The organism is Bacillus cereus group sp. BfR-BA-01381, from assembly GCF_022663555.1.
GTDB classification, from domain to species: Bacteria; Bacillota; Bacilli; order Bacillales; family Bacillaceae_G; genus Bacillus_A; species Bacillus_A pacificus.
This window is the reverse complement of sequence record NZ_JAKUFR010000037.1, coordinates 1-22883: the sequence shown is the minus strand read 5'-3', so window position 1 is coordinate 22883 and position 22883 is coordinate 1. Positions and strand designations below refer to the sequence as shown.

Here is a 22883-nt window from a genome sequence, read left to right as displayed (position 1 = left end):
ATTTATTCAACTATTTCTTTTTAGACATTTTGACCTTGGTTTCTATTTAACAAAATAAATTTGTAACATTTCCTGTTTTCTCCCAAGATGCATCCACTAATTATGACATCACATACTATAAACCTTTATTCACTACTTCGCAAATAAATATGTCTCCAGTTCTGGAACATTCATGTAATATAATGAAATTCACAATAGATAGCATTTAATTTTTCGATATATATTATTTCTTCATTCAGTTATTTATGCTTTAGCCATTCTTCCATGTGCAACATCCAAATCTCTTCCCTCTAATAAAATTATTCTTGAATAATTATTCACAATCCATAAAAATAATGGATTATAAAAAACCTCGCTCTCATAACGAGAGCGAGGTTTTTTATCATTTATTATTGACCTTTGTACATTGCATCTACTTGTTTTTGAAGTTCTTCATTTTCTAAGAACTCATCGTAAGTAGCCTCTTTATCGATTACACCGTTTGGCGTTACTTCGATAATGCGGTTTGCAATTGTTTGTACGAACTGATGGTCATGAGATGTGAATAACATTGTACCTTTGAATGCGATTAAACCGTTGTTTAGTGCTGTAATAGACTCAAGGTCTAAATGGTTCGTTGGGTCGTCAAGTGTGATTACGTTCGCACCACTTAACATCATTTTAGATAACATACAACGAACTTTTTCGCCTCCAGATAATACAGAAACGTTCTTCTTAACTTCTTCACCTGAGAATAACATACGGCCTAAGAAACCACGTAAGAAGCTTTCTGACTCATCTTGTGGAGAGAATTGGCGTAACCATTCAACTAAGTTGAGGTCACTGTTCTCAAAGTACTTAGAGTTATCTCTTGGGAAGTACGATTGAGAAGTTGTAACGCCCCATTTGAATGAACCGCTATCTGGCTCCATTTCACCCATAAGAATTTTAAATAATGTTGTCATTGCAATATCGTTACGACCGATAAATGCAACTTTATCACCTTTATTTAAAGTGAAGTACACATTATCTAACACTTTTTCGCCATCAATTGTTTTAGAAAGACCTTCAACAGTTAATAAGTCATTTCCTACTTCACGCTCAGGTGTGAAGCCAACGAATGGGTAACGACGAGATGATGGTCTAATATCATCTAATGTAATTTTATCTAATAATTTTTTACGAGAAGTTGCTTGTTTCGCTTTAGATGCGTTTGAGCTAAAGCGCGCAATGAAGTTTTGTAACTCTTTTACTTTCTCTTCTTTTTTCTTATTAGCATCTTGCGTTAATTTTAAAGCTAATTGGCTTGACTCATACCAGAAGTCATAGTTACCAACATAAAGTTGAATTTTACCGAAATCAAGATCAGCCATGTGCGTACATACTTTATTTAAGAAGTGACGGTCATGGGATACAACGATAACTGTATTTTCAAAGTTCATTAAGAAGTTTTCTAACCATTGGATCGCTTTTAAGTCCAAGTGGTTGGTAGGCTCATCTAGTAATAGAATATCAGGTTTACCGAATAATGCTTGAGCAAGTAATACTTTTACTTTCTCTGCCCCAGTTAATTCTGACAACTTCTTATCATGAAGATCTTCACCAATACCAAGTCCTTTTAGTAAGATTGCAGCTTCTGACTCAGCTTCCCAACCGTTAAGCTCAGCGAACTCACCTTCAAGTTCAGCAGCACGCATACCATCTTCATCACTAAAGTCTTCTTTCATGTAAATGGCATTTTTCTCTTGCATTACTTTATAAAGTTGCGTGTGACCCATAATTACTGTTTCTAATACTGGGAACTCTTCGTATTCGAAGTGGTTCTGTTTTAATACTGCAAGACGCTCACCTGGCGTAATATGTATGTCACCTGTTGATGGTTCGATTTCTCCAGATAAAATCTTTAGAAATGTTGATTTACCAGCACCGTTTGCTCCGATTAAACCATAGCAGTTACCTGGCGTGAATTTTATGTTAACATCTTCAAACAATTTGCGATCCGCGAAACGCAAACTAACGTTACTTACTGTAATCATTTGTGTCCTCCTACTAATACCGCTTATTTCAGCGTTTTCTCACCGATTGTCTTAAAAAATCGCATATTACGACTCAATTATTGTAGACTATAGCTATTATATAGTAGAAGCTGGATGAATAGCAACGGTTGATTGCTATTCCTTTCTTTCCAAACTCGAATAAAATCTTTGTTTTTAATTATATTAAAGTTACATACACACTTTAAGGAGGATTCATTTTGAAAAAAATATTTATAATTGGAGCATTATGTTTATCAATTGAAATAACACAATAATTTATATGCATTTCGCATTATAACTAGCAAGCTAAAACGCTCAGAAAATATTCTGAGCGTTTTTATTTCCTTCTACAACTAAAGCACCCGTTAGTGTAAAAAGCTATTTCACCATTTGGATTGTTAACTTATCTTTTAGCATTGAACTATATGAGTCAATTTCATATTTTGTATTATTGATTTTTTCTTTTTTCATTTTTAACATATCGAATATTTCTAACTCTAAATCCCTTCTAGCCTCAAGAACTTTTATCACTCCTTCTACACCTGAATGGTTATGTTCTTTCCCATAGCCTTGGTTCGTGTAATAGTCGACAATTCCTTTGGACCATTCTGGATTTCTTTCTTTTAATGCCTTCCTAAATGAAAATTCAAGATCATCTTGTTCTACATACAATAACATTGGATTTAAATTCTCTATGATTTTTGCAACTTTCATTACATAATTTATTATTTTTTCTTTTTGTTCACCGTATTTAATCATCCCAATTGTTAATGGGTTTTGTATGAAACAACATTCAAAGATATAAACCTTATTGTCTTCTACAGCAATTTCAGCAAAGTCCTGCCATTTATCAGCAATTAATTCAACATTTTTATCGAATGGTAATTCGTATATATCGTTTTTAAAAATATCATTACATAATTCGTCCGAAAACTGGTCACCAAACTCATTTTTTATCTTTCTGTATGGTAATAAGTAATTGCTTCCTTTTTTTAGAACTCTTTTAAGAAGCACTTCTTTAAAATCTCCACTGTTAGATACTAATCTATCGAATTCAAATTTATTAAAACAAGATACACCATCATAGTCGGCTGGATGGTTCAAATTTCCCTCTAAAAATAGTTCAACTTCAATTTTATTTTGGCTTAAAATTTCATTTATTAGCTTTGCAGTGGTCGATTTTCCAAATCCAGGTAAACCTTCTACTATTATTAGTTTTGTATTCATAGTTATAAATCCCTTCCTTCAAAGTATTTAACCAAGATCAAAAAAATTACTTACTCCACTGCAATCACTCCTTCAAAATACGATATTCAACATTTCCTTTGAAAAATCCTTCTTAAAGTAACGTGATCGCTAGTTTAAGAACATTTTTTCACAATCCCTATCATTATTTTAACATAAATTTTCCATTTATCTTGTAAAAAAGATAGTCCACCATTATTTGAGTGAACTATCTAAAGTAAATTATATCTTTTAAATCAAATGGTTTGTCAGGAATCCCCAATCGTTGCGCTGGTGTTTTTACTATTTTCTTTTTCTCTTCCTTTGCAATTTAACTATATATAAGTGTTTAAACACTGTAATAACAGTAAAAAAGGATGCTAAATCATATGTGATTTAGCATCCCTCCTAATTTGTGTGTTATTTTATATTTTCTCTCCTATAACGGAACCAGTTACTTTTAAAAGTGGATTCTTTTATTTCCTTTCACTTAATTTCTTTGCATAATTCTTCATTTTACTCGTTAATCCTATTAAAGCAGGTAACAATATTGGCATCACAATAATAGCTAATAGTAACAGCGCAACACCAACAACGGATGCTACTTGTATAAGCGTTAATACACCTGAAGGGATTAATGCAGCAAATGTACCTCCTAAAATAAGTGCTGCTGATAATACGACTCCTCCAATATGACGAGAAGCAGTTACAATTTTCGTCGCTGGGTCCCCTTCTAACTCATTGTATCTCATCATTACAAAAATACTATAATCCACTCCTAAAGCGACTATCATTATGAAACTAAAGAACGGAACATTCCAGCTTAATGAATCTACATGTAAAACATGCGTACTAATTTGTTCACTTATCCCTAATGATGCAAAGTACGCTAATAGTAACGATCCAATAATAAAGATGGTATTTAATAATGAACGTGTAATCATCATTAATATAATCGCAATTCCAATTAACATAATTGTAGCTGTACGTAAGAAGTCTTGCCCTGTTACTTCTTTTAAATCAACGTTTCTAGCTGTCGTTCCTCCAATTGCTGTTTTCGCATGATTTAATTCCGTCCCCTTCAAAGTACCATCTATCGTTTTATTGATTTCTTGAATAACTGGCATCGCTTCTTTTGAATACGGATTTACGTCTAAAATGATTGTCATTTTAGCAGTCTTTCTATCATGTGACATGTACGTATTCAAAGCTTTTTGGAAATCTTCTCCCTCCAAAACTTCTTTTGGAATATAGAATTTCTCAGAGCTTTTTGATTCATTTAGTTCCCCTAAATATTTCTGAGCATCCCCTAGGCCGTTACTTACCTTTTCAAGGCCTTCTGTACTTTTAGATAGTCCTGATTGTAATTGCCCCATCTGTTCTTGCAAGTCTTTCAGTCCGGTTAATAGCTGGCCTTGCCCATCGTTTATTTTCGTTAATCCGGTTTGTAATTCAGATGACTTTTTCGCAATTTGTTTTGAACCTGAAGCACCTTCATTTAATCCATTTTTAAGATCAGCTGCTCCTTTTTGTAACTTAGTAACTCCGTTGCTCATTTCTTTTAAGCCATTATCCACTTTCAATAACGATTGATTGGCTTCTTTAAATGATCCCATCGCCGCATTGTGTTGCGTTGCTAATTGATTTAATTCATTTGAAAGCCCACCCAATTGCTTTTGAGCCTCTTTAGCAATTCCTATCGTCTGCAGAATGTTAGGATCATTTGCTAATTCTGGTTTCGTTTGGATGAAATTGGTCATTAACATTTCAATTTGTTCATAACCTTTCTTCGCACCGTCAATCGCTTGAGAAATACTTCCGAAGTATTGATCGTAAGAACTTAAACCTTTTTCTAACTGCGTATAGCCAGCATGAAGTTGTGAAGCTGCATGAGATAATATACTTATATTTTCATTTACTGAAGTTAACCCACTCTCAATTTGCTGCGCACCTTTTGCTCCATCATTTATGCCATTAGATAGTTGATTTAAAGCTGTTCCTAATGCCGATACACCATTCTTCGCTTCATTTGTTCCATCAATTAACTTTTGAACGTTTGCAAGACTATTTGAGTCCTTATTACCCATCTTATCTTTCGCAGTAGTTAATCCATCATTAATTTCCTTTATACCACCATTGGCATCCCCTAAACCTGTATTTAGTTCACCCGCTTGTTTATTTATATATAGTTCTTTAACCCTATCACCAGTTGGACGTGTCGGCGCATATACTTCTGAAACACCTTTCACTTTCAAAATCTTATCAGTTAGTTCATCTAAAGTTTGAAGCGAACTCGCCTCATCTAACTTGTTATTCGATTGAATGACTAACGTACTTGGTGAAGAAAAACCAGGTGGAAAATGTTCTTCTATTACATTAATCCCCATTTTCGACTCATATTTATTGTCTACTTCAAATAAATCATTGTAATTAAGTGTATTAGAATACTTTAATATGAAAGGAATCGATATCACAAATACAATAATTAAAGCTACAAATGGTCTTACTACTGCGTTTTTCGCAAAGAATCCCCATAGACGACTGTCTTCATGACCTTTAAATGTTTTAACGGGATAAAACATCCCTTTTCCTAAAAACACCATGAAAAACGGATTTAACGTAGTTAATACTAGTAATAAAACTGCGACACCGATTGCTACCGCTGAAGTAGATTGATATAATTTAAAACTTGCTAAAGCAAGAGATGCAAAACCAATTAGTACTGCTATCCCGCTATATAAAACGGTTTTCCCTGCCGATTTAAATGTTTCTTTCGTAGCCAAAAATGCGTTTTCTTGTTTACTTAATTCTTCTTTAAATCTTGTAAATAATAAAATATTATAGTCTGTTCCAACCCCAAACAGGACAACAACGACAAACACTTGCGTAAAGTTAGAAAACGGAAAATTAAATTGATCTACTAAATGGGCAATAATCCCCATTGAAACTAAATATGATACCCCAACAGTAAGAAGAGAAACAATTGGAACAATAGGTGAACGGAATACAATGATTAATATTACAAGAATGAAAATAATTGAAATAACTTCAGTCTTTTTCACTCCCTCTTGAGAGGATGTAAGAAAATCACCCGCGATTAAGTCACTTCCTGTTAAGTACGTTGTTACCTCTTTCGTTTTCACTTTATTATGAAGATTATTTGTAACTTTCGATATTTCACCATGCTTTTTATCTATCGATATTTGCGTTAAAATAGTCGTATTATCTTTAGAAACTAATTGTTTCTCTAAATCTTTATTATCTAAATGTGAAACAATTTCTTTAATTCCTAATTGTTCTTTTTCATTTTGCAAAACGTTGATTGTTTTTGTTATTTCCTCTTTTTGTTCAGTCGTTAAAGCTGTTTTACTACCACTATTAAAAACTGCTATAATCTCATACTTTTCTGTCCCGTCTTTATTCATTTCTTTTATCATTTTGTCAGCAATACTACTTTGTTCTGTATTAGGAATCGTAATGTGCCCTTTTTCTTTCACTAATTTATCCATATTAGGCATCGTAACGATCATTGTAATGGTAATAACTATCCACAATAGAAAAGATAAACTTCTCCAATTTTTCAGCTTGCTCATTTGCATCATCTCCCGCGATTAAAATTTCATGTTAGTTTCGGAATGAATATTCATTCCCATCTTTTTAAAATACCATTCCGGAATGAACATTCATTCCTATTACTCTATTACATTGTTTTATAAACTCTATTAAACTACTTTTTCGGAATGAATGTTCATTCCTTTAGTTACACAAATACCCTCTCCTACTCTCATTTTTTAATTCTATTCAGGAATGAATATTCATTCCTGTCCTTATAAAGCTATAGAATCAAATGATTCTTATAGCGTTCCAAGAGCTTTCTTCCAATTCTTTTACTAATTCTTTTGAGTACTCTAATTGCCCTGTTGCAATTACTTTAATTAATTTTTCTAACGGTTGATATACAATAATAATTAAAGCAACTGGAGGTAACGGACGGAGTAAGCCTTTTACAATCCCATCTTCTATAATATTCATAAAGAAGCCTATAAAATCGTCAAATATTTTCTTACTCTGCTCGTCAAGAAAATAACTATCGCAGTGAGAATTTGTAAATAAAAAAGCATCCACATTGTTTCTCGCAAATTCAAATAAACGGTTATACGTATGACTAAACTGTTCACGAATATTTGCTTCAACAGGAAAATCTGTTTTTATCATTTCAGAAAGCTCTAACATACTTTTTGAAAATAATGAGTTAACAAGTGCCTCTTTATTTTCAAAATAGCGATAAATAGTCCCCGCACCGACTTTTGCCTTTTCAGCGATCATTGGAATTGTCGTACCATCGTAACCACGCTCTGCAAAAAGTTGCATCGCAGCATCAAAAATATCCTCTTGTTTGTTTTTAGCCATTTTTTCCACCTCTATTTTCAGGAATGAAAATTCATTCCGTTTTTAATTATAAATTACAGGGAATAAAAGTCAAGTGTGTGACTACGTATAGTTGTAATTTTATTCACTTATTTGTGAATAAAATTATATCAGCGATTTTCAGGATATATCAACTTACCGACAAAAACCGACACCCAAAGAGAAAGCTGTCCCAAAATTTGATTTGGGACAGCCCTATTTTTTAAAAGAAATCATAAATAAATGCTTCTCGTACCGGAACTATTTTCTCAAACGCTCGTATTTCCTCTTCGCTTCCGTTAATTAATTCAAGTTCATTTAGTTCTAATGGGCGTTTGTATCCAAGCAATATTGTAGATAGTGCATTTATATCTAGCTTGATCCCTTTATCCATTGGTTCTTCTATAATTGTTATTTCATAATTTGCAAGTCTCACCGATACATTATTCCACGGTGCAAATGAATCTGTAATATGTAAAATTATTTCTTGTTGTATATTGTTCCAGTTTAACTCATACTGTTTTAAGAACTGCTCTACATCTACAATTCTTCCCATAAAATATGGTTTTATTTCTGTTTTCACACGTGGTTCTTGCAATGTATATAACAACTGTTCGTTTTCACTTACTGTCATTTCAAGTTCTTTAATCATAGAATCATGTTGGCAAATAAAGTTCCATAGACCATTTCGTGCTTCATTATGCAGTGGTACGAATTCTTCTACAGTCATTTTAGATTTTTCTATTTTATATAACATGTAACCTGCTGCAGTTTTATTTTCATCGTAGTAAATTGCTAATGTTAAATCATCATAAACTGCTTGTAACCACCATTTTTCATTGCGAACTAGCATACCAGAAAAACGTTCTGCAAATGTTTCATAAAGCTTCTCGACTTCTTCTGAGTGATTTTCTTTATTGAAACGTTTCACAGTACCATTCACTTGTTTTTTCATAACTAAATCACTCTTTGTCATATGACATACAAGAAGATTCGCACAAAGTTCCCAGCCATATTTACGGTAAAATGCAACAGCAAATGGATGTAACATCGATACTGTATATCCGTCTTTTTTCATCGTTTGAAGTGAATGTTGAAGTAATTCTTTCACATATCCGCTTCTTCTATACTCTGGATACGTTGCTACCCCTGCAACGCCACCCATTTTAAATGCTTCTTTTCCTATGTATATATGAAACGGAATAAGGTGTAGTTTTGCCGCTAAGTCATTACCTTCCATAATACCGTACACTTCATGACTTTCCTTCATTCTTGTAAGTTGCCGCTGCAATCGATCCTCTTCAACTTTATATTGAAAAGCGTATTCTGATAAGCGTAATGCTTCTCTAAATTTATCTTCCTTTAATCGTATAACGTTCATATATTCCTCCCCTTCCTTTGTTTGAATTGTACCATAATTCTAAACGTTATAGTTCGGTGAATGAAATTATACTAGCTTACTAACAAACATCCAATATGAAAAAGCAGATACATCTCGTATCTGCTTCTCATCACTTTATTTAGCTAACTTTTGAAGTTCTTCGAAGAATGTAGGGTATGATACACCAACTGCTTCTGCATCTTCAATTGTTGTTTTTCCTTCTGCAATACATCCCGCAATCGCAAGCATCATTCCGATACGGTGATCACCATAGCTATTAACTGTATTACCTTTTAGAGCTGATTTCCCGTAAATAATCATCCCGTCGTCAGTTGCCTCTATGCGAGCACCAAGTTTTGTTAATTCCGCTACGACTGTATCAATACGGTTTGTTTCTTTTACTTTTAATTCGTGTGCATCTTTAATTACTGTAATTCCTTCTGCTTGCGTTGCCGCTAAAGCGATAACAGGAATTTCATCAATTAATCTAGGGATAATATCTCCGCCGATTTCGATTCCTTTTAATGAAGATGTTTCAATTGTAATGTTTGCAGCTGGTTCTGATGCTCCTTCGTTAATTGGCTCTACAGTGAACGTAGCACCCATTTTCTCTAAAACATCAATAATACCTGTACGAGTTGGATTCATTCCTACATTTTGTAATACTAGTTTACTATTTGGAATAATTGCACCTGCTACTAAGAAAAATGCAGCTGATGATACGTCACCTGGTACTTGAACATCTGTCGCTGTTAACTTTTGTCCACCTGCTAGTTTCACTGTCTTTCCTTCGCGAGTTACTTTAACGCCAAATGCTTCGAGCATTCTTTCCGTATGATCGCGTGAAATATGTGGTTCTGTAACAGCTGTTACACCTTCTGCACGAAGTCCTGCAAGTAAAATAGCTGACTTTACTTGTGCGCTTGCTACCGGCGAAGTGTATTCAATTGCTTTTAAATCTCCACCACGTATTGTTAGCGGTGTAAACGTTCCTTCTTCGCGCCCATCAATGTTCGCACCCATTTGTTTTAATGGATTTGTTACACGTTTCATCGGTCTTTTTGCAATAGATGCATCACCTTGTACGCAAGAGAAAAATGGTGTATTTGCCAAAATTCCTGACATTAAACGTATAGTTGTACCCGAATTACCAACATCTAATACAGCTTTCGGTTCTTGTAAACCTTCTAATCCTTTACCAACTACAGTGACTTCATCACCGTTTTGCACGATGTCTACTCCCATTTCTTTAAAACAAGAAATTGTACTTAAACAATCTGCACCGGGCAAGAAACCTTTAATTGTTGTTTTTCCTTCTGCAATCGCACCGAACATGACAGCACGGTGCGAAATCGATTTATCTCCTGGAATTGTAATGTTGCCATTTAATCCGTTATTAACAGGTTGAATTGTTCTTTCCTTCACGTTTTCACCTTCTCATTTAAATTGTTTCATAAGTTTGGTATTTTTCTTCTCCAAGCGCGAGTTTTGCTTGCATACGATCTTCTTCTCGTTGGAAGCTAATACGTAATACTCCAAGTAATCCTTCACGCGCTTCTAATATTTGCAAGTTCGTAATACTAATTTCCTCGCGAGCCAAAATACTCGTAATATGGGCCAATGCCCCTACTTTATCTAAAACATCGACGTATAAGTCGTGATAGGCAGGAATCGCCCCTCTCTTTCTTACCGGTAAAGAGTCACGGTATTCTTTCGCGTCTGCAAAATAGTTTTGAATCTCGCCTGCATCTCCGGTCGAAACTGTATCATATAAATCTTCCATTTCAGAGATCCACTCTTTTAATAATAACATTAAATGCTCACGATTTTGCTTAACAATATCACTCCACATTTTCGGACTACTAGATGCGATACGTGTAATGTCTTTGAAACCTCCAGCAGCTAGCTGATGAATAAGTGGATTATCTCCTGCATGTTTCTCTACTTGCTTTACTAATCCAGCTGCAATAAGATGCGGGAAATGACTTACAATTCCTGTTACATAATCGTGTTCTTCTGTGTTTAAAACAAGGAAATGTGACCCTGTTCCTTTTAACCAATCTTTCAACTCTTCCACATCTTCATTGGGCACGTGATGCATCGGTGTTAAAATGTAAAATGCATTTTCAAATAAATGCGCTTTTGCACTTTCAACGCCCGTTTTATGAGAACCTGCCATCGGATGTCCACCAATGAAAGAAATTTCCTTTGAAAACAAAGCTTCCGCTTCATTCATAATTGTTCCTTTTGTGCTACCAACATCAGTCACAATAACATCTTTTCGTAAACGAAATGACGCTAATTTGTGTAATAACTTCTTCGTTTCTTCAACTGGTGAAGCAAAAACAATTAAATGTGCTTCTTCACATGCATGTTGTAAATCTACTGCTATTTCATCTACTACGTGTAATTCTTTTGCACGCTCTACTTGTTCTTGAAATATATCATAACCTGTTATCGTTACATCGTGCTCTTTCTTAATTGCTAATGCGAGAGAGCCTCCGATTAAACCAGTTCCAATTAATACTACCTGTTTACGCATTTGCCTCATCTCGAGACTTTCTTTTTTTATTTTCAAAGTGTTGTTGTAACACCGAAATCACTCCTTCATTTTGCTCCCTTGTTCCGACTGTAATACGGACACCATTCGGGAATGGACGAATAATAAATCCTGCGTGTGCACAAGCTTCATAAATCTCTCCAGCATTCTCAACTGGTAAGAAGATGAAATTTGTTTGCGATGGATAAAATGGAATATCATTTTCCTTACAAAAGCTCTCGTATTGTTGTAATCCTTCTGTATTCACACGAACTACTTCTTCAATAAACTCGTCATCACCAAAAGCAATCGTCGCTGCTTTTTGCGCTAATGAAGATACGTTAAATGGCAAACGTACGACATTTAATTTCTCAATTAGCTCTTCCTGTCCAATCGCATATCCAACGCGGAAGGAAGCTAATCCGTACGCTTTAGAAAATGTTCTAAGCACAAGAATATTTTTATGCTTTTCTAAAAGCGGTAATGTCTCTGGGAAATCTTTTGCTGTTACGTATTCATAGTACGCTTCATCAATGACAATTAACGTATTTTCACTAATACCTTCAATGAATTGAGTCAATTTTCGGTCATTCACATATGTGCCTGTCGGGTTATTTGGATTACAAATCCATACGATTTTCGTATTATTATCTACCGCTGACGAAATTTCGTCTAAATCGTATACACCGTTATTTAATGGAACTTCTTTCACTTCACAACCTTCAATAATTGCATGATGACGGTACTGCGGGAATGTTGCCCCAGCCGTTACGATTTTATCTCCTGCTTTAAGTACTGCACGGCTTATGATTTGAATGACTTCATCTAAACCACTACCGCAAAGTACTTGTTCCATTTGTACATGTAGCTTATTTGCAATTGTTTGACGGAGCGTTGTAGCACCTCCGTCAGGGTATAAAGCATGGTCCAACCACGATTTTTGCAACTCATCTAAAACACGTGGTGAGCAGCCGAATGGATTTTCATTCGATGCTAGTTTCACAAATGAATGATCTCCGTACACTTCTTTCATTTGTTCAGGTGATTTACCTGGTTTATATGGTTGTAATGATGATAGTTGATCTTTTACTTGCATGTTAAAACCACCTTTTTATTAAAATTCTTTTGCGTATTTATTATGTTGCGTAATGTTTTGTTGAATTAACTCCATACGATCTTTTCCGAATTGTTCGACTAGTGCATGTGCAAGTTCCCATGCTACAACAGATTCAGCTACTACACCTGCTGCTGGTACTGCACAGCTATCAGATCTTTCAATACTCGCTTGGAATGCTTCTTTCGTATCAATATCAACACTTGCTAACGGTTTGTATAATGTAGGTATTGGTTTCATTACACCTCTTACGACAATTGGCATTCCCGTTGTCATACCGCCTTCTAAACCACCGGCATTATTCGTTTTTCTCGTGTATCCTTGTTCTTCATCCCATAAAATTTCATCATGCACTTTACTTCCTGGCTGTCTTGCTGCTTCAAAACCAACGCCAATTTCAGCACCTTTAAATGCATTAATACTCATAATTGCACCAGCAAGTTTTGCATCTAATTTACGATCGTAATGAACGTAACTACCAACGCCAATCGGCATTCCTTCTGCAATGACTTCTACAATACCTCCTATTGAATCTCCGCTACTTTTTGCATTATCAATTGCATTCATCATCTCTTGTTCTACTTCTTTATCTAAACATCGAACTGGTGAGTTTTCAGTAATCGTTTGAATTTCTTCAATTGACAAGTTAGAAATATGTTTTGCTTTTACTCCACCAATTTCAAGTACATGCCCTGCAATTTCTACGCCTAATTCTTTTAAAATTTGTTTCGCAACTGCTCCAGCTGCAACCCTTACTGTCGTTTCTCTTGCAGACGAGCGCTCTAGTACGTTTCTTATATCACGGTGACCGTATTTAATTGCTCCATTTAAATCCGCATGTCCTGGACGTGGCTTCGTAATTGTACGTTTCATGTCTTTACTTTCTTTTTCCGAAATTGGCTCTGCACCCATTACTTTCGTCCAATGTTTGAAATCATCATTTTTTACGATTAACGTAATTGGTGAGCCAAGTGTCATCCCATGACGAACACCACTTACAATTTCAACTGTATCCGTTTCAATTTGCATACGTCTTCCGCGTCCGTGCCCTTTTTGCCTTCTTAATAATTCTTTATTTATATGTTCCGCTGCCAGCGTTAAACCTGCTGGTACACCTTCTAAAATAACTGTTAACTGCGGTCCATGTGATTCTCCAGCTGTAATGTATCTCATTTCTCTTGCCCCTTTACTATTTTTTTGTACAAAAAAGTCCCTACTGAGCGCTCAGTAGGGACGATGTTTATCGCGGTACCACCCTAGTTGTAGACTTCTTTCGTCTACCTCTCTTCTTTAACGATCGTAAGACCGTCTTTTCCTCCAAAATTTGGCGAAAAAGATGCTCCAAGGCTGTAATTCATGCTTACCTTTGTACTGATTCACACCGACCATCAGCTCTCTTTAACAGGGAGATAAGCACTACTGTTTCCTCTTCAGCGCATATATGATATGGAATTAAGATAATTTATTTTTGAATCCTTTTAACTCTTCCATGAATTTATGGAATTCTGGAATATCCATTTGTTGTGCAGAATCTGATAATGCAACTGCTGGGTCTGGGTGTACTTCAGCCATTACTGCATCTGCGCCAATTGCAAGCGCTGCTTTTGCTGTTGGTAATAATAAATCTCTACGTCCAGTTGAATGCGTTACGTCAACAACAACTGGTAAATGTGTTTCTTTCTTTAAAATCGGTACTGCTGAAATGTCTAATGTGTTACGTGTCGCTCTTTCGTATGTGCGGATACCGCGCTCACAAAGAATAATTTGGTCGTTACCTTGTGCAATGATGTATTCCGCTGCATTAATGAACTCATCAATTGTTGCTGCTAATCCACGTTTTAATAATACTGGCTTGTTAACTTTACCTACAGCTCGTAGTAAATCGAAGTTTTGCATGTTACGTGCACCAACTTGAATTACATCAACGTAGTCTAATGCCATTTCAACATCGTTCGGATTTAAAATTTCACTAATAATCGCTAAGTCGAACTCATCTGCTACTTGGCGTAAGATTTGTAATCCTTCTACTCCTAAACCTTGGAAATCGTATGGAGATGTTCTCGGTTTGAAAGCACCACCGCGCATTAATTTTAAGCCTTGGTCTTTCATCGCTTGCCCTACTTGGCGAACTTGCTCTAAGCTTTCTACCGCACAAGGTCCCATAATGAACGTTTGTGTTCCGTTACCAATCAATTCACCTTTTACGTCAACAATTGTGTTTTCTTGTTTCTTTTTACGTGATACTAGTAATGCTTTACGGTTATCATCTTCTTGTAATTCTAAGCTAGCTTTGAAGATTGTTTTGAAAATATGTTGAACCGTTGATGTTTCGAATGGTCCTTCGTTATTCTCTGCGATCATATCAAGTACTTCACGCTCACGTACTGGATCAAAACGTTTCGTACCTTGTACTTGCTTTTGCTCCCCAATTTTTTGAACAATTTCACCACGTTTGTTTAAAAGGTGTAATAGTTGTAAGTTAATTTCATCTACCTGTTTACGTAATTGATCTAATTCATGATTTGCCATTTGGAAATCCTCCTCTAATGTTTTAAAAGTTATAGTAAGAGAATGAAAAATTCTCTATTTTCTGAACTGGTCAATTATACAAATTTAAAGTGGAATCGATCCCTTTTCTTATTTTAAACTAATAATTAGTACAAAGACACTATCTACTAGTTAAAAACCCACTTTTTTGTACAAAAAATCCCTACTGATTCAATCAGTAGGGACGATATTTATCGCGGTACCACCCTAGTTGTAGACTTCTTTCGTCTACCTCTCTTCATTGTTAACGATCATCTGACCGTCTTTCCCTTCATAAAGACAATGCTATCTTTACTACGAAAAAGATGCTCTAGGACTGTAATTCGCTCTTGTTTTTGTACTGGTTCACACCAACCACCAGCTCTCTGTTACAGGGAAACAACAACTACTGCTTTTCCTTTCAACGCATACATATTTAATTTTCAAGTTGGGCCACTAAAATACAAAAAGTCCCTACTGAATAAATCAGTAGGGACGATATTTATCGCGGTACCACCCTAGTTGTAGACTATCTTTCCGTCTACCTCTCTTCACTGTTAACGATCAATTGACCGCTTTTTCTTCATAAAGACAATACTATCTTTACTACGAAAAAGATGCTCCAAGACTGTAATTCATGATTATCCCTGTACTGGTTCACACCAACCACCAGCTCTCTGTTACAGTAAGACTAACCACTACTGTGATCTCTTCATTGCACTTTGTTTATTCAAATGTTTTTTGAAATTGAATAAGTATGATTCGTATTATAGAACGCTTTTCAAAACACTGTCAACAACTTTTTATATATTTTTTAAAATTCCACTTTCGCCCTACATTTCTTCTTGTAAATTCTCCATAACAATTCCGATGCGAATTATCTCATTATCTATTGCATTTATTACACATTTTTCTACTTTATACCCGATTAAAAATTCTTTTATTTGAATGATTTCCGTTTCAAGTAAATCCGCTTCCTGAAGCGTTTGCAGTAAAGTAAAAAATACGTTTGCATACAACTCTTTATACATTTTTATACTCTCTGTCTTCTCAAGTATTTCATTGAATAACTGTTTTAACTCCGTTTGATTTCCCTTTCCACCTACGTCCGAAAATGATTTACAAATTATCGATAACCCTCTTTCTACTATTTCATCCATAAATAAAATAATACGTAAAAGCATTACATATTCTCTAGCTGTGATTTCACCCATTTTCGGTCGTTCTCGCAAAAATATACTGAGCCAAGCTGCCCAAAATTTTTGTTGCTCTTTTGCGCTTAACGTTTTGACGTAATAGCATAAAAACTGCATAAACTTAATTTTATTTTCTTCATTTTCTCGTATAAGTAAAGGGTATAACCAGTCTGTTTTTTGTTCCCAATACAGTACACATTTAATAAATACAAAACTGAGCCATTTTAAGAAAGCTTCCCTCGTATGCGGATGTAATACTTCTAAATGTTCTACTGCATACTTAATAAATCGCTTCATTTCTGTAAATAAAGGTAAATTTATTTGCGTGTAACATAAGCCGGCCCATGCATATTTCGTATTCTCATTTTCCTTCTTTAACTCTAAGTACGGTAACAAATATTTTCGGCACCATTGTTTCTCAATATGATAAAGAAATGTAATATCCGCTACTAAACGCGCTAACATAAAATTTGTCCGTTCTGTACTAATTCTTACTTGTTCTTCAAATAAAAATAAATATTCATACACATTACGATCGTATAAATGATCATATGATAACAGTTTTAATAATACAGCTGTCATTTTCCCAACAGGATGCTGAATCGATTCATTGTAAAAATCTTGTTTTCCAAGCTTAAAATCCGTGTCACTTTTCATTACTTGAGGGAATACTGAAAAAGCAAACCGTTTTACATTGCGTATACTATTTTCCTCTAACTCTTCTAACCGATTGCTAATTTCATATAGAAAGCTACTAATTAACCAATGAAATGCAGTATTTCTAACGAATTTCTGCAACAGAGGAATAACTTTTTGTATTTGTTCATTTGTCAGTCCTCGGTTATTTCGCCACTCTCTAATACAAACAAACCAAACTTCATTACTTATTTCGTGCATACCTACTAATTGATAAGCAAATGAAATACTCCATTCTGTATTCAATTTACATGCTTTCGATAACATCTCTAAAAAATGACGTTGTTCAAACACACCATCTTGAGAGAATTGGCGAACTTGTTTCATAATTTCTTCATCTTTCAGCTGTAATAATCCATCAGCAGTTACATTACAAGTAATACTTTGTTCTGTCGTCTCTCTCTTTTTTACACTGTATCGATCAGAATGAAAGTGTGGATGTTTTTGCTTCATTAACTCATAACCTTTTGCTGTAGATGGACTATTTGAATCACACGTGAATAATAAATCTAACAGTAAACAAACATCAAATGCCCTCTCCTCTGCAAGGTTCTTTAATACAATTTGAATGACTTCTTCCTTTGTTTTTTCTAAAGAGAGTGCGTAATGATTTTTTATAAGTTGAAAAACTTCTTGTTTATACGTGACATCTAAAAGAATTTCTTCCTGTAACAACCATTTCATCTTCTCATCGGCGCTTACGAATATATTTTTATTCATCGCATCAATGGCAATTCGATTTTGAAGTATGCTGCTTGCTTCTATCATTTCAGTAATATAATAATTTGCTTTTTTCTCATTATTTTCACATAAATAGGCTAAACACTCTTTTACAATTTGAATTAAAAACGCAAGATCATTTTGCTGAAACTCTTTTTCCACATTTTCCTTATCCCTTTTTTTCAGTGCCGTTTGCCTTAGTGATAACATCCGCAACTTCTCTATTCCCATCATCATAATTGGAACGGCGTAATAAGAAATATGCGGTTTCATCTTTTCATTCCAAATTTGCTCCACATAAGAAAATGTAGACACGGGTAAACGACTCGACTCCTCAAGTTCTATTGATTCTTGCGTATTATCATTTCCCCACTTTCTTTCACGCTTCAATTTAAGTTTTCCGTCCAAAATAAACGTTAATAACAATAAAGCGATTTCTTTATGCTCAGGAAAAGAACATTTTTGCAGTAAGTACGAAATTGTTTCGATCGATTTACTATCTTTTTCAGCTGTTTCTAATAAAAGCAGTGTCCACCGTGCAAACAACAATGGGTCCATCTCAATTTTCGTCTCACTTAAGTAACTACAAATTGTTCTCCATAATAACGGAGATAGTTTAGATTGATTTTTAAAAATTAATTGAAATAATTCTTTTTGGTGACTAAAAAGAAATTGTTCCACTAACCATTTTGCAAGTAATTCATCTACCTCGTTATAGTTTGATGTAATTAAAAATAAATTTTGTAATTTCCCTTCCGCTTCAAGCCATTCCACCCACTCATAATCATGAGCAAATTCAACGAAGTAGCGGACTGTTTCAATTTTTTTAATGGATTGTTTTATGTATGATAATTGTTCCTGCTCTACAGAAGGTGGAACTGTTACTATGTCACGAATGCGCATTCGTTTTGTAATATAATTATCACCCATTAACTCCGCCCATCGTTTTACTGCTTTAACGAGAGACTGATGATTATTACCTTTATTTGGATATACGATCGGCCGTATTCCTAAATGCTCCCAATGATATGTATTTTCTCCTTGTGCGACAAATGCATAACGCCTTGTACTTGGTGGTAAACCAGTTGCTAAATATTTCATTACTGGATCATTATGGCTATATCCAACGAACAAAACGGTATAATTCGAGAATAAATCAACTAAAAATCTTCTCGCCCATCCTTCCGTCAAGTAAGCCCTTCCAAAATCACCATCTGTTAAAATTAATGCTTCTTTCTCTTGTTCTATATTGCCATGTATGTAAGCGAGTCCTTTAAACGCTCTACCTGTAGGTAACGCAGGTGCGTAATATACGTTTAATTCTCTATTCATTTCTTTTATCGCAGTTGTAAAATGTCGATCAAAATTTGTCGTTACAATACGAACTTCCGTGTCTAAAGGAAACAACCTCGGAATTGCATAATGAAGCGGATTCGGTTTTGACTTTTCTATATGAACTAGATCTCTTGCAACTTGATGTACATCTTTTGATTTCGCAATTTTACCAAGATAATAATCATGTGGTTCTGTTATTTCACGTTTTTCTACATATAACGTTTTCGCAATTTCATCAACAAGATCATCAAAATTCGGTAAGTTTGATTTCCCTTTCATAGAAACTCCCGCTCCAACAAATAATACTAACTTTCCTTGTTCAAGATGATCAATTAACTCGTCTGGAATTTCTACTTCTGAAGTAATCCACACCCAGGATTCCCCCTTACCTAAAAATGTCATATACTCTCATTTTACTATAACATTTTTTCTTTTTTTTTTTAATATTTAGACAAAGATTGAACATGAAAAAGTTTTATATAAATATATTCGTTACAATGTATGAACTCCTAAATTTATTGTAAAACTATGTATAAATCGGAGGTGTAAATATTGAATGGTTTTACTGTAGTGCTTATCAAGTTTATATCGTGCATTATCGCATTTAGTATTGGACTCGCTTTATTTTTCCCTGCAACGTTCGTCCAAATTATTTCATTTAGTCTCTTTGTAACAATCGTATCTTATATGTTCGTTGATAAAATCATATTAAATCGAATCGGCAATACTGGTGCCATTATGTCGGATTTCTTACTAACATATTTAAGCGTATGGATTTTCGGTAATATTTTATTAGACAACTATATGCAAATTGCATGGGGAAGCATCCTTTCCGCAATTGTCTTCACATTATCTGAAGTAATCGTTCATCGTTTCTCTGGCTCTCACACAAGGCACCACAACGATAATATTCGTATTAATCGCCGCTTCGCATATGGTACGGAGTTTGCTGAAGAGCAGAATATATTGGATAAAGATAAGAAGAAGTAATATTTTGATGTAGGAGCGCCCTTTTTAATTATGTGGTGCTCCTTTTTTGTGTTTTTATTATGGTACGTGAAATTATATCGACGATTATTGCAATATATCGACGTTTCGACAAAGGATATCGACTTACCGACACTATTTGACATGATTTCCTCTAATAAAGTGAAACTTTAATCAGTGGGGGTTTTCTTCATCCCCCACTGATTATTAGTTGAACCAATCGGGCTTTTATGGGCAGCCCGCCCCCCACCTAACCTCTTTGCTTTCGCTGCATTTTGAGGTGGGGGTCTTACTGCCCATTAAAGTCGGATAAAAAACTGCCTCTTATTTAGAGACAGTTTCTTTCAAATCTTTTAATGTAATGACATCAGCAAACGCTCCAAACACTACGTTATGATGCTTCACAATGTCTTCAGCACGTAACACCTCTGTATCAAACGTACTATGTGCATCGCTCACTAACGTTACTTTATACCCTTCACTAAACGCTCTTCGCGTTGTCGTATCCACACAGTACTCCGTTTGCATTCCTGAAAGAATAACGTGTTCAATCCCTTTTTCTTGTAACACTTCGTTTAAGTTTGTCTTATAAAATGAATCTGGCGCCGTTTTTTCAACGATACTGTCTCCCTCTAGTGGAGCAATTGCTGCATGGATCTTCCACCCGTCTGTACCCTTTTCTAACGGATGGTCTTTCGGTCCATTATGTTGCACATAAATTACCGGAATATCATTTGAACGGCATTCTCCAATAAGCTCTTGCAATATTTCTAAAAACTTTTCCCCATTATGTACTGGCATTCCTGCTGTATACATACCTGCTTGCACGTCGATTACTATTAATGCTTTTTTCATTTCGTGCAGCCCCCTTTTATTTATATTCCATCATCCAACAATCTTCTAATACCCCTTCATGCAGTTCATGTTCTTTTAAAACCTTTACCTTTTTAAATCCACATTTTTCATAACACTTTATTGCACGTTCATTATTTACTTTCGGGTCCATTGCAATGGCTTCTGCTCCCGTGTTCTCCATAATATATGTAATTGCTGTCTGAACGAGTTTCGTTCCAATGCCTTTTCCCCAATAAGTCGGTTCTCCAATAAATTGATCCATTCCCCATACATGTTGCGATTCTTCATAGCCATATAATGTTTTCCACTCCGAATCAACTGGATACATTTGAATATAACCAATTGGCACATCATCAAACTCTATTAAACATCTTTTTTCATGACTGTTTGGATTATGTATGAAATGATCCAGTACCATATCTACTGATTGGGGATTATCTCGTCCTTCGTAATATTGCAGGACTTCTGGTTCTGTTAACCATTTTGAAATGATTGGTGCATCCTCTTCTTTTACGTACCGAACCGATACATTATCTTTTTGAAATAGCATATAATACCTCTTTTTAATTATTTATATTTTTCCTTTTTGTGAAATCTTTCATTGCACCTATTAATGCGTATGGTAACAATGTAATCGCAAAAAATGCTGTAAACACATTAAATTGAGGGATTTTATATGGCGTGAACCATTCTGTGAAAAATTGAGAATTTAATACTCTATTAAAAAATTCTCCGCCAGGTCTAAAGTTTGGTGCCCATGCAGTTACTTCACAAATAATAAACAGTAATTGTAAAATTATAAATGCCCCTAGATAGCGAAACCATGTCCGTTTCCAAATCGGCTGCGCCCTATTTAATTTACCTTCCATTTAACCCCCACCTTTTTTATTTGCATCCTTATTAATTATACACTTTCTACGTTTAATTTGTTAAAATTTTCTATATAATCATTCATGCTGGGGGAATTCACTATGTCTAATCCTATACATAAATCAACATTAATCATTCTTAGAGGAAACTCCGCAAGTGGTAAAACAACAATCGCAAAGCAACTACAAGAATATTTCGGACAAGGGACACTTTTAGTATCACAAGATGTTGTACGTAGAGATATGCTTAGAGTACACGATACGATGGGGAATTTATCACATGATTTACTATGTGAAATTACAAAGTATGGAAAAGGAAAATGTGAACTTGTTATTTTAGAAGGTATTTTAAACAGTCGAAGATATGGTGATATGCTGAAAGAATTAATACATTTTTTTGAAGGAAACGCGTATACATATTACTTTGATTTATCGTTAAAAGAAACGATTCGACGACATAACACAAGGGAAAAAAGGCATGAATTTGGTGAGGATTCCCTAGAAAAATGGTATAATCCGCACGATACAATTGAAGTTGCTAGGGAAACTATTTTTACAGATCACTTCACGCAAAAAGATATATTTGATGTGATTCTTAATGATATTATGGTACGAAAATAAGACCTACAAAATATGTCGGTCTTATTTTCATTATGTTATATTCTAGATTTATTATAAAATTTTCACTTTAACAGTTTGTTTTCCCCAATTCATAGCTTTACTTTTTGAGCCCATTAAAACATCAATGCGATTACCTTTAATTGCACTTCCGGTATCTCCAGCGATTGCTTCTCCATAACCTTCTACCCATACTTTAGCTCCTAAAGGAATTACTTTCGGGTCAACTGCGATAATTCTCATATTCGGATTAGCCGTTAAATCATGCCCCATCGCAGTTAAAACGCGTCCACCATATGTACCATTTTCACTTGGATCAGCAGTATATGCTGTCGCCACCACTGTTAATTCACGTTTAGCGGACTGCGTGTTATTTTTAGACTCTTCTTTTGCCTTTATTG

The 22883-nt window shown here is 34.8% G+C and carries 17 protein-coding genes and 3 other annotated features; of the genes, 2 read left to right on the top strand and 15 right to left on the bottom strand.

What is annotated here, in order from left to right:
• Positions 1-389 precede the first annotated feature (389 nt).
• The 11 genes from MR079_RS14530 to MR079_RS14480 all read right to left on the bottom strand — a co-directional run bounded on the left by MR079_RS14530 (position 390) and on the right by MR079_RS14480 (position 19555).
• Positions 390-2015 (bottom strand): ABC-F family ATP-binding cassette domain-containing protein, encoded by a 1626-nt coding sequence (locus MR079_RS14530; protein WP_000633862.1) that lies wholly within the window; start codon positions 2013-2015, stop codon positions 390-392.
• Positions 2016-2393: 378 nt separating this feature from the next.
• Positions 2394-3242: a P-loop NTPase family protein gene (locus MR079_RS14525; RefSeq protein WP_242294183.1), complete on the bottom strand. Its 849-nt coding sequence runs from the start codon at positions 3240-3242 to the stop codon at positions 2394-2396.
• Between the two features lie 473 nt (positions 3243-3715).
• The gene (locus MR079_RS14520) at positions 3716-6832 is read right to left on the bottom strand and encodes an MMPL family transporter (RefSeq protein WP_242294182.1); all 3117 of its coding nucleotides are present in this window, start codon (positions 6830-6832) and stop codon (positions 3716-3718) included.
• A 250-nt stretch (positions 6833-7082) separates the two neighbouring features.
• Positions 7083-7649, bottom strand: a complete 567-nt coding sequence (locus MR079_RS14515) for a TetR/AcrR family transcriptional regulator (protein ID WP_139865924.1) — start codon at positions 7647-7649, stop codon at positions 7083-7085.
• 220 nt (positions 7650-7869) lie between these two features.
• Positions 7870-9027, bottom strand: a complete 1158-nt coding sequence (locus tag MR079_RS14510) for a GNAT family N-acetyltransferase (protein WP_242294181.1) — start codon at positions 9025-9027, stop codon at positions 7870-7872.
• Positions 9028-9162: 135 nt separating this feature from the next.
• Positions 9163-10452, bottom strand: coding sequence for a 3-phosphoshikimate 1-carboxyvinyltransferase (aroA, locus tag MR079_RS14505; protein ID WP_000664609.1), 1290 nt, complete (start codon positions 10450-10452; stop codon positions 9163-9165).
• Between the two features lie 16 nt (positions 10453-10468).
• Positions 10469-11569: a prephenate dehydrogenase gene (tyrA, locus tag MR079_RS14500; RefSeq protein ID WP_139865926.1), complete on the bottom strand. Its 1101-nt coding sequence runs from the start codon at positions 11567-11569 to the stop codon at positions 10469-10471.
• Positions 11562-12662 (bottom strand): histidinol-phosphate transaminase, encoded by a 1101-nt coding sequence (gene hisC, locus MR079_RS14495; protein ID WP_139865927.1) that lies wholly within the window; start codon positions 12660-12662, stop codon positions 11562-11564. The genes tyrA and hisC overlap by 8 nt, the downstream gene beginning before the upstream one ends.
• A gap of 18 nt (positions 12663-12680) precedes the next feature.
• A complete protein-coding gene (gene aroC / locus MR079_RS14490) occupies positions 12681-13853 on the bottom strand; it encodes a chorismate synthase (protein WP_001269403.1) in 1173 nt (390 codons plus the stop codon).
• Between the two features lie 53 nt (positions 13854-13906).
• Positions 13907-14123: a binding site (T-box leader), on the bottom strand.
• 9 nt (positions 14124-14132) lie between these two features.
• Positions 14133-15209, bottom strand: coding sequence for a bifunctional 3-deoxy-7-phosphoheptulonate synthase/chorismate mutase (locus tag MR079_RS14485; protein ID WP_001273581.1), 1077 nt, complete (start codon positions 15207-15209; stop codon positions 14133-14135).
• 195 nt (positions 15210-15404) lie between these two features.
• Positions 15405-15640: a binding site (T-box leader), on the bottom strand.
• A gap of 54 nt (positions 15641-15694) precedes the next feature.
• Positions 15695-15931: a binding site (T-box leader), on the bottom strand.
• A gap of 108 nt (positions 15932-16039) precedes the next feature.
• Entirely contained in the window at positions 16040-19555 is a 3516-nt protein-coding gene (locus MR079_RS14480) for a DUF4020 domain-containing protein (RefSeq protein WP_242294180.1), read from the bottom strand.
• Positions 19556-19705: 150 nt separating this feature from the next.
• Between MR079_RS14480 and MR079_RS14475 the strand changes: the two genes are divergently transcribed.
• Complete coding sequence (locus MR079_RS14475; RefSeq protein WP_076870606.1) at positions 19706-20143, top strand: YndM family protein; 438 nt, start codon at positions 19706-19708, stop codon at positions 20141-20143.
• 321 nt (positions 20144-20464) lie between these two features.
• Here the strand turns inward: MR079_RS14475 and MR079_RS14470 are convergent, their stop codons facing one another.
• The 3 genes from MR079_RS14470 to MR079_RS14460 are packed head-to-tail and all read right to left on the bottom strand — an operon-like array spanning position 20465 to position 21864.
• Complete coding sequence (locus MR079_RS14470; protein ID WP_139865929.1) at positions 20465-20995, bottom strand: cysteine hydrolase family protein; 531 nt, start codon at positions 20993-20995, stop codon at positions 20465-20467.
• Between the two features lie 16 nt (positions 20996-21011).
• On the bottom strand, positions 21012-21545 hold the full coding sequence (locus MR079_RS14465; protein ID WP_016717790.1) for a GNAT family N-acetyltransferase: 534 nt from the start codon (positions 21543-21545) through the stop codon (positions 21012-21014).
• Between the two features lie 13 nt (positions 21546-21558).
• A complete protein-coding gene (locus MR079_RS14460) occupies positions 21559-21864 on the bottom strand; it encodes a YfzA family protein (RefSeq protein ID WP_000398605.1) in 306 nt (101 codons plus the stop codon).
• A 102-nt stretch (positions 21865-21966) separates the two neighbouring features.
• Between MR079_RS14460 and MR079_RS14455 the strand changes: the two genes are divergently transcribed.
• Entirely contained in the window at positions 21967-22485 is a 519-nt protein-coding gene (locus tag MR079_RS14455) for a kinase (RefSeq protein ID WP_016717791.1), read from the top strand.
• 51 nt (positions 22486-22536) lie between these two features.
• Here the strand turns inward: MR079_RS14455 and MR079_RS14450 are convergent.
• On the bottom strand, positions 22537-22883 hold a 347-nt coding region (locus tag MR079_RS14450; protein ID WP_242294179.1), incomplete at its 5' end, for a 3D domain-containing protein.

What these genes read in the sequence shown, in the direction of transcription:
- MR079_RS14530 (WP_000633862.1), bottom strand. Translation starts at nt 2,015, where the DNA reads ATGATTACAGTAAGTAACGTTAGTTTGCGTTTCGCGGATCGCAAATTG.
- MR079_RS14525 (WP_242294183.1), bottom strand. Translation starts at nt 3,242, where the DNA reads ATGAATACAAAACTAATAATAGTAGAAGGTTTACCTGGATTTGGAAAA.
- MR079_RS14520 (WP_242294182.1), bottom strand. Translation starts at nt 6,832, where the DNA reads ATGAGCAAGCTGAAAAATTGGAGAAGTTTATCTTTTCTATTGTGGATA.
- MR079_RS14515 (WP_139865924.1), bottom strand. Translation starts at nt 7,649, where the DNA reads ATGGCTAAAAACAAACAAGAGGATATTTTTGATGCTGCGATGCAACTT.
- MR079_RS14510 (WP_242294181.1), bottom strand. Translation starts at nt 9,027, where the DNA reads ATGAACGTTATACGATTAAAGGAAGATAAATTTAGAGAAGCATTACGC.
- tyrA (WP_139865926.1), bottom strand. Translation starts at nt 11,569, where the DNA reads ATGCGTAAACAGGTAGTATTAATTGGAACTGGTTTAATCGGAGGCTCT.
- hisC (WP_139865927.1), bottom strand. Translation starts at nt 12,662, where the DNA reads ATGCAAGTAAAAGATCAACTATCATCATTACAACCATATAAACCAGGT.
- aroC (WP_001269403.1), bottom strand. Translation starts at nt 13,853, where the DNA reads ATGAGATACATTACAGCTGGAGAATCACATGGACCGCAGTTAACAGTT.
- MR079_RS14485 (WP_001273581.1), bottom strand. Translation starts at nt 15,209, where the DNA reads ATGGCAAATCATGAATTAGATCAATTACGTAAACAGGTAGATGAAATT.
- MR079_RS14480 (WP_242294180.1), bottom strand. Translation starts at nt 19,555, where the DNA reads ATGACATTTTTAGGTAAGGGGGAATCCTGGGTGTGGATTACTTCAGAA.
- MR079_RS14470 (WP_139865929.1), bottom strand. Translation starts at nt 20,995, where the DNA reads ATGAAAAAAGCATTAATAGTAATCGACGTGCAAGCAGGTATGTATACA.
- MR079_RS14465 (WP_016717790.1), bottom strand. Translation starts at nt 21,545, where the DNA reads ATGCTATTTCAAAAAGATAATGTATCGGTTCGGTACGTAAAAGAAGAG.
- MR079_RS14460 (WP_000398605.1), bottom strand. Translation starts at nt 21,864, where the DNA reads ATGGAAGGTAAATTAAATAGGGCGCAGCCGATTTGGAAACGGACATGG.
- MR079_RS14455 (WP_016717791.1), top strand. Translation starts at nt 21,967, where the DNA reads ATGTCTAATCCTATACATAAATCAACATTAATCATTCTTAGAGGAAAC.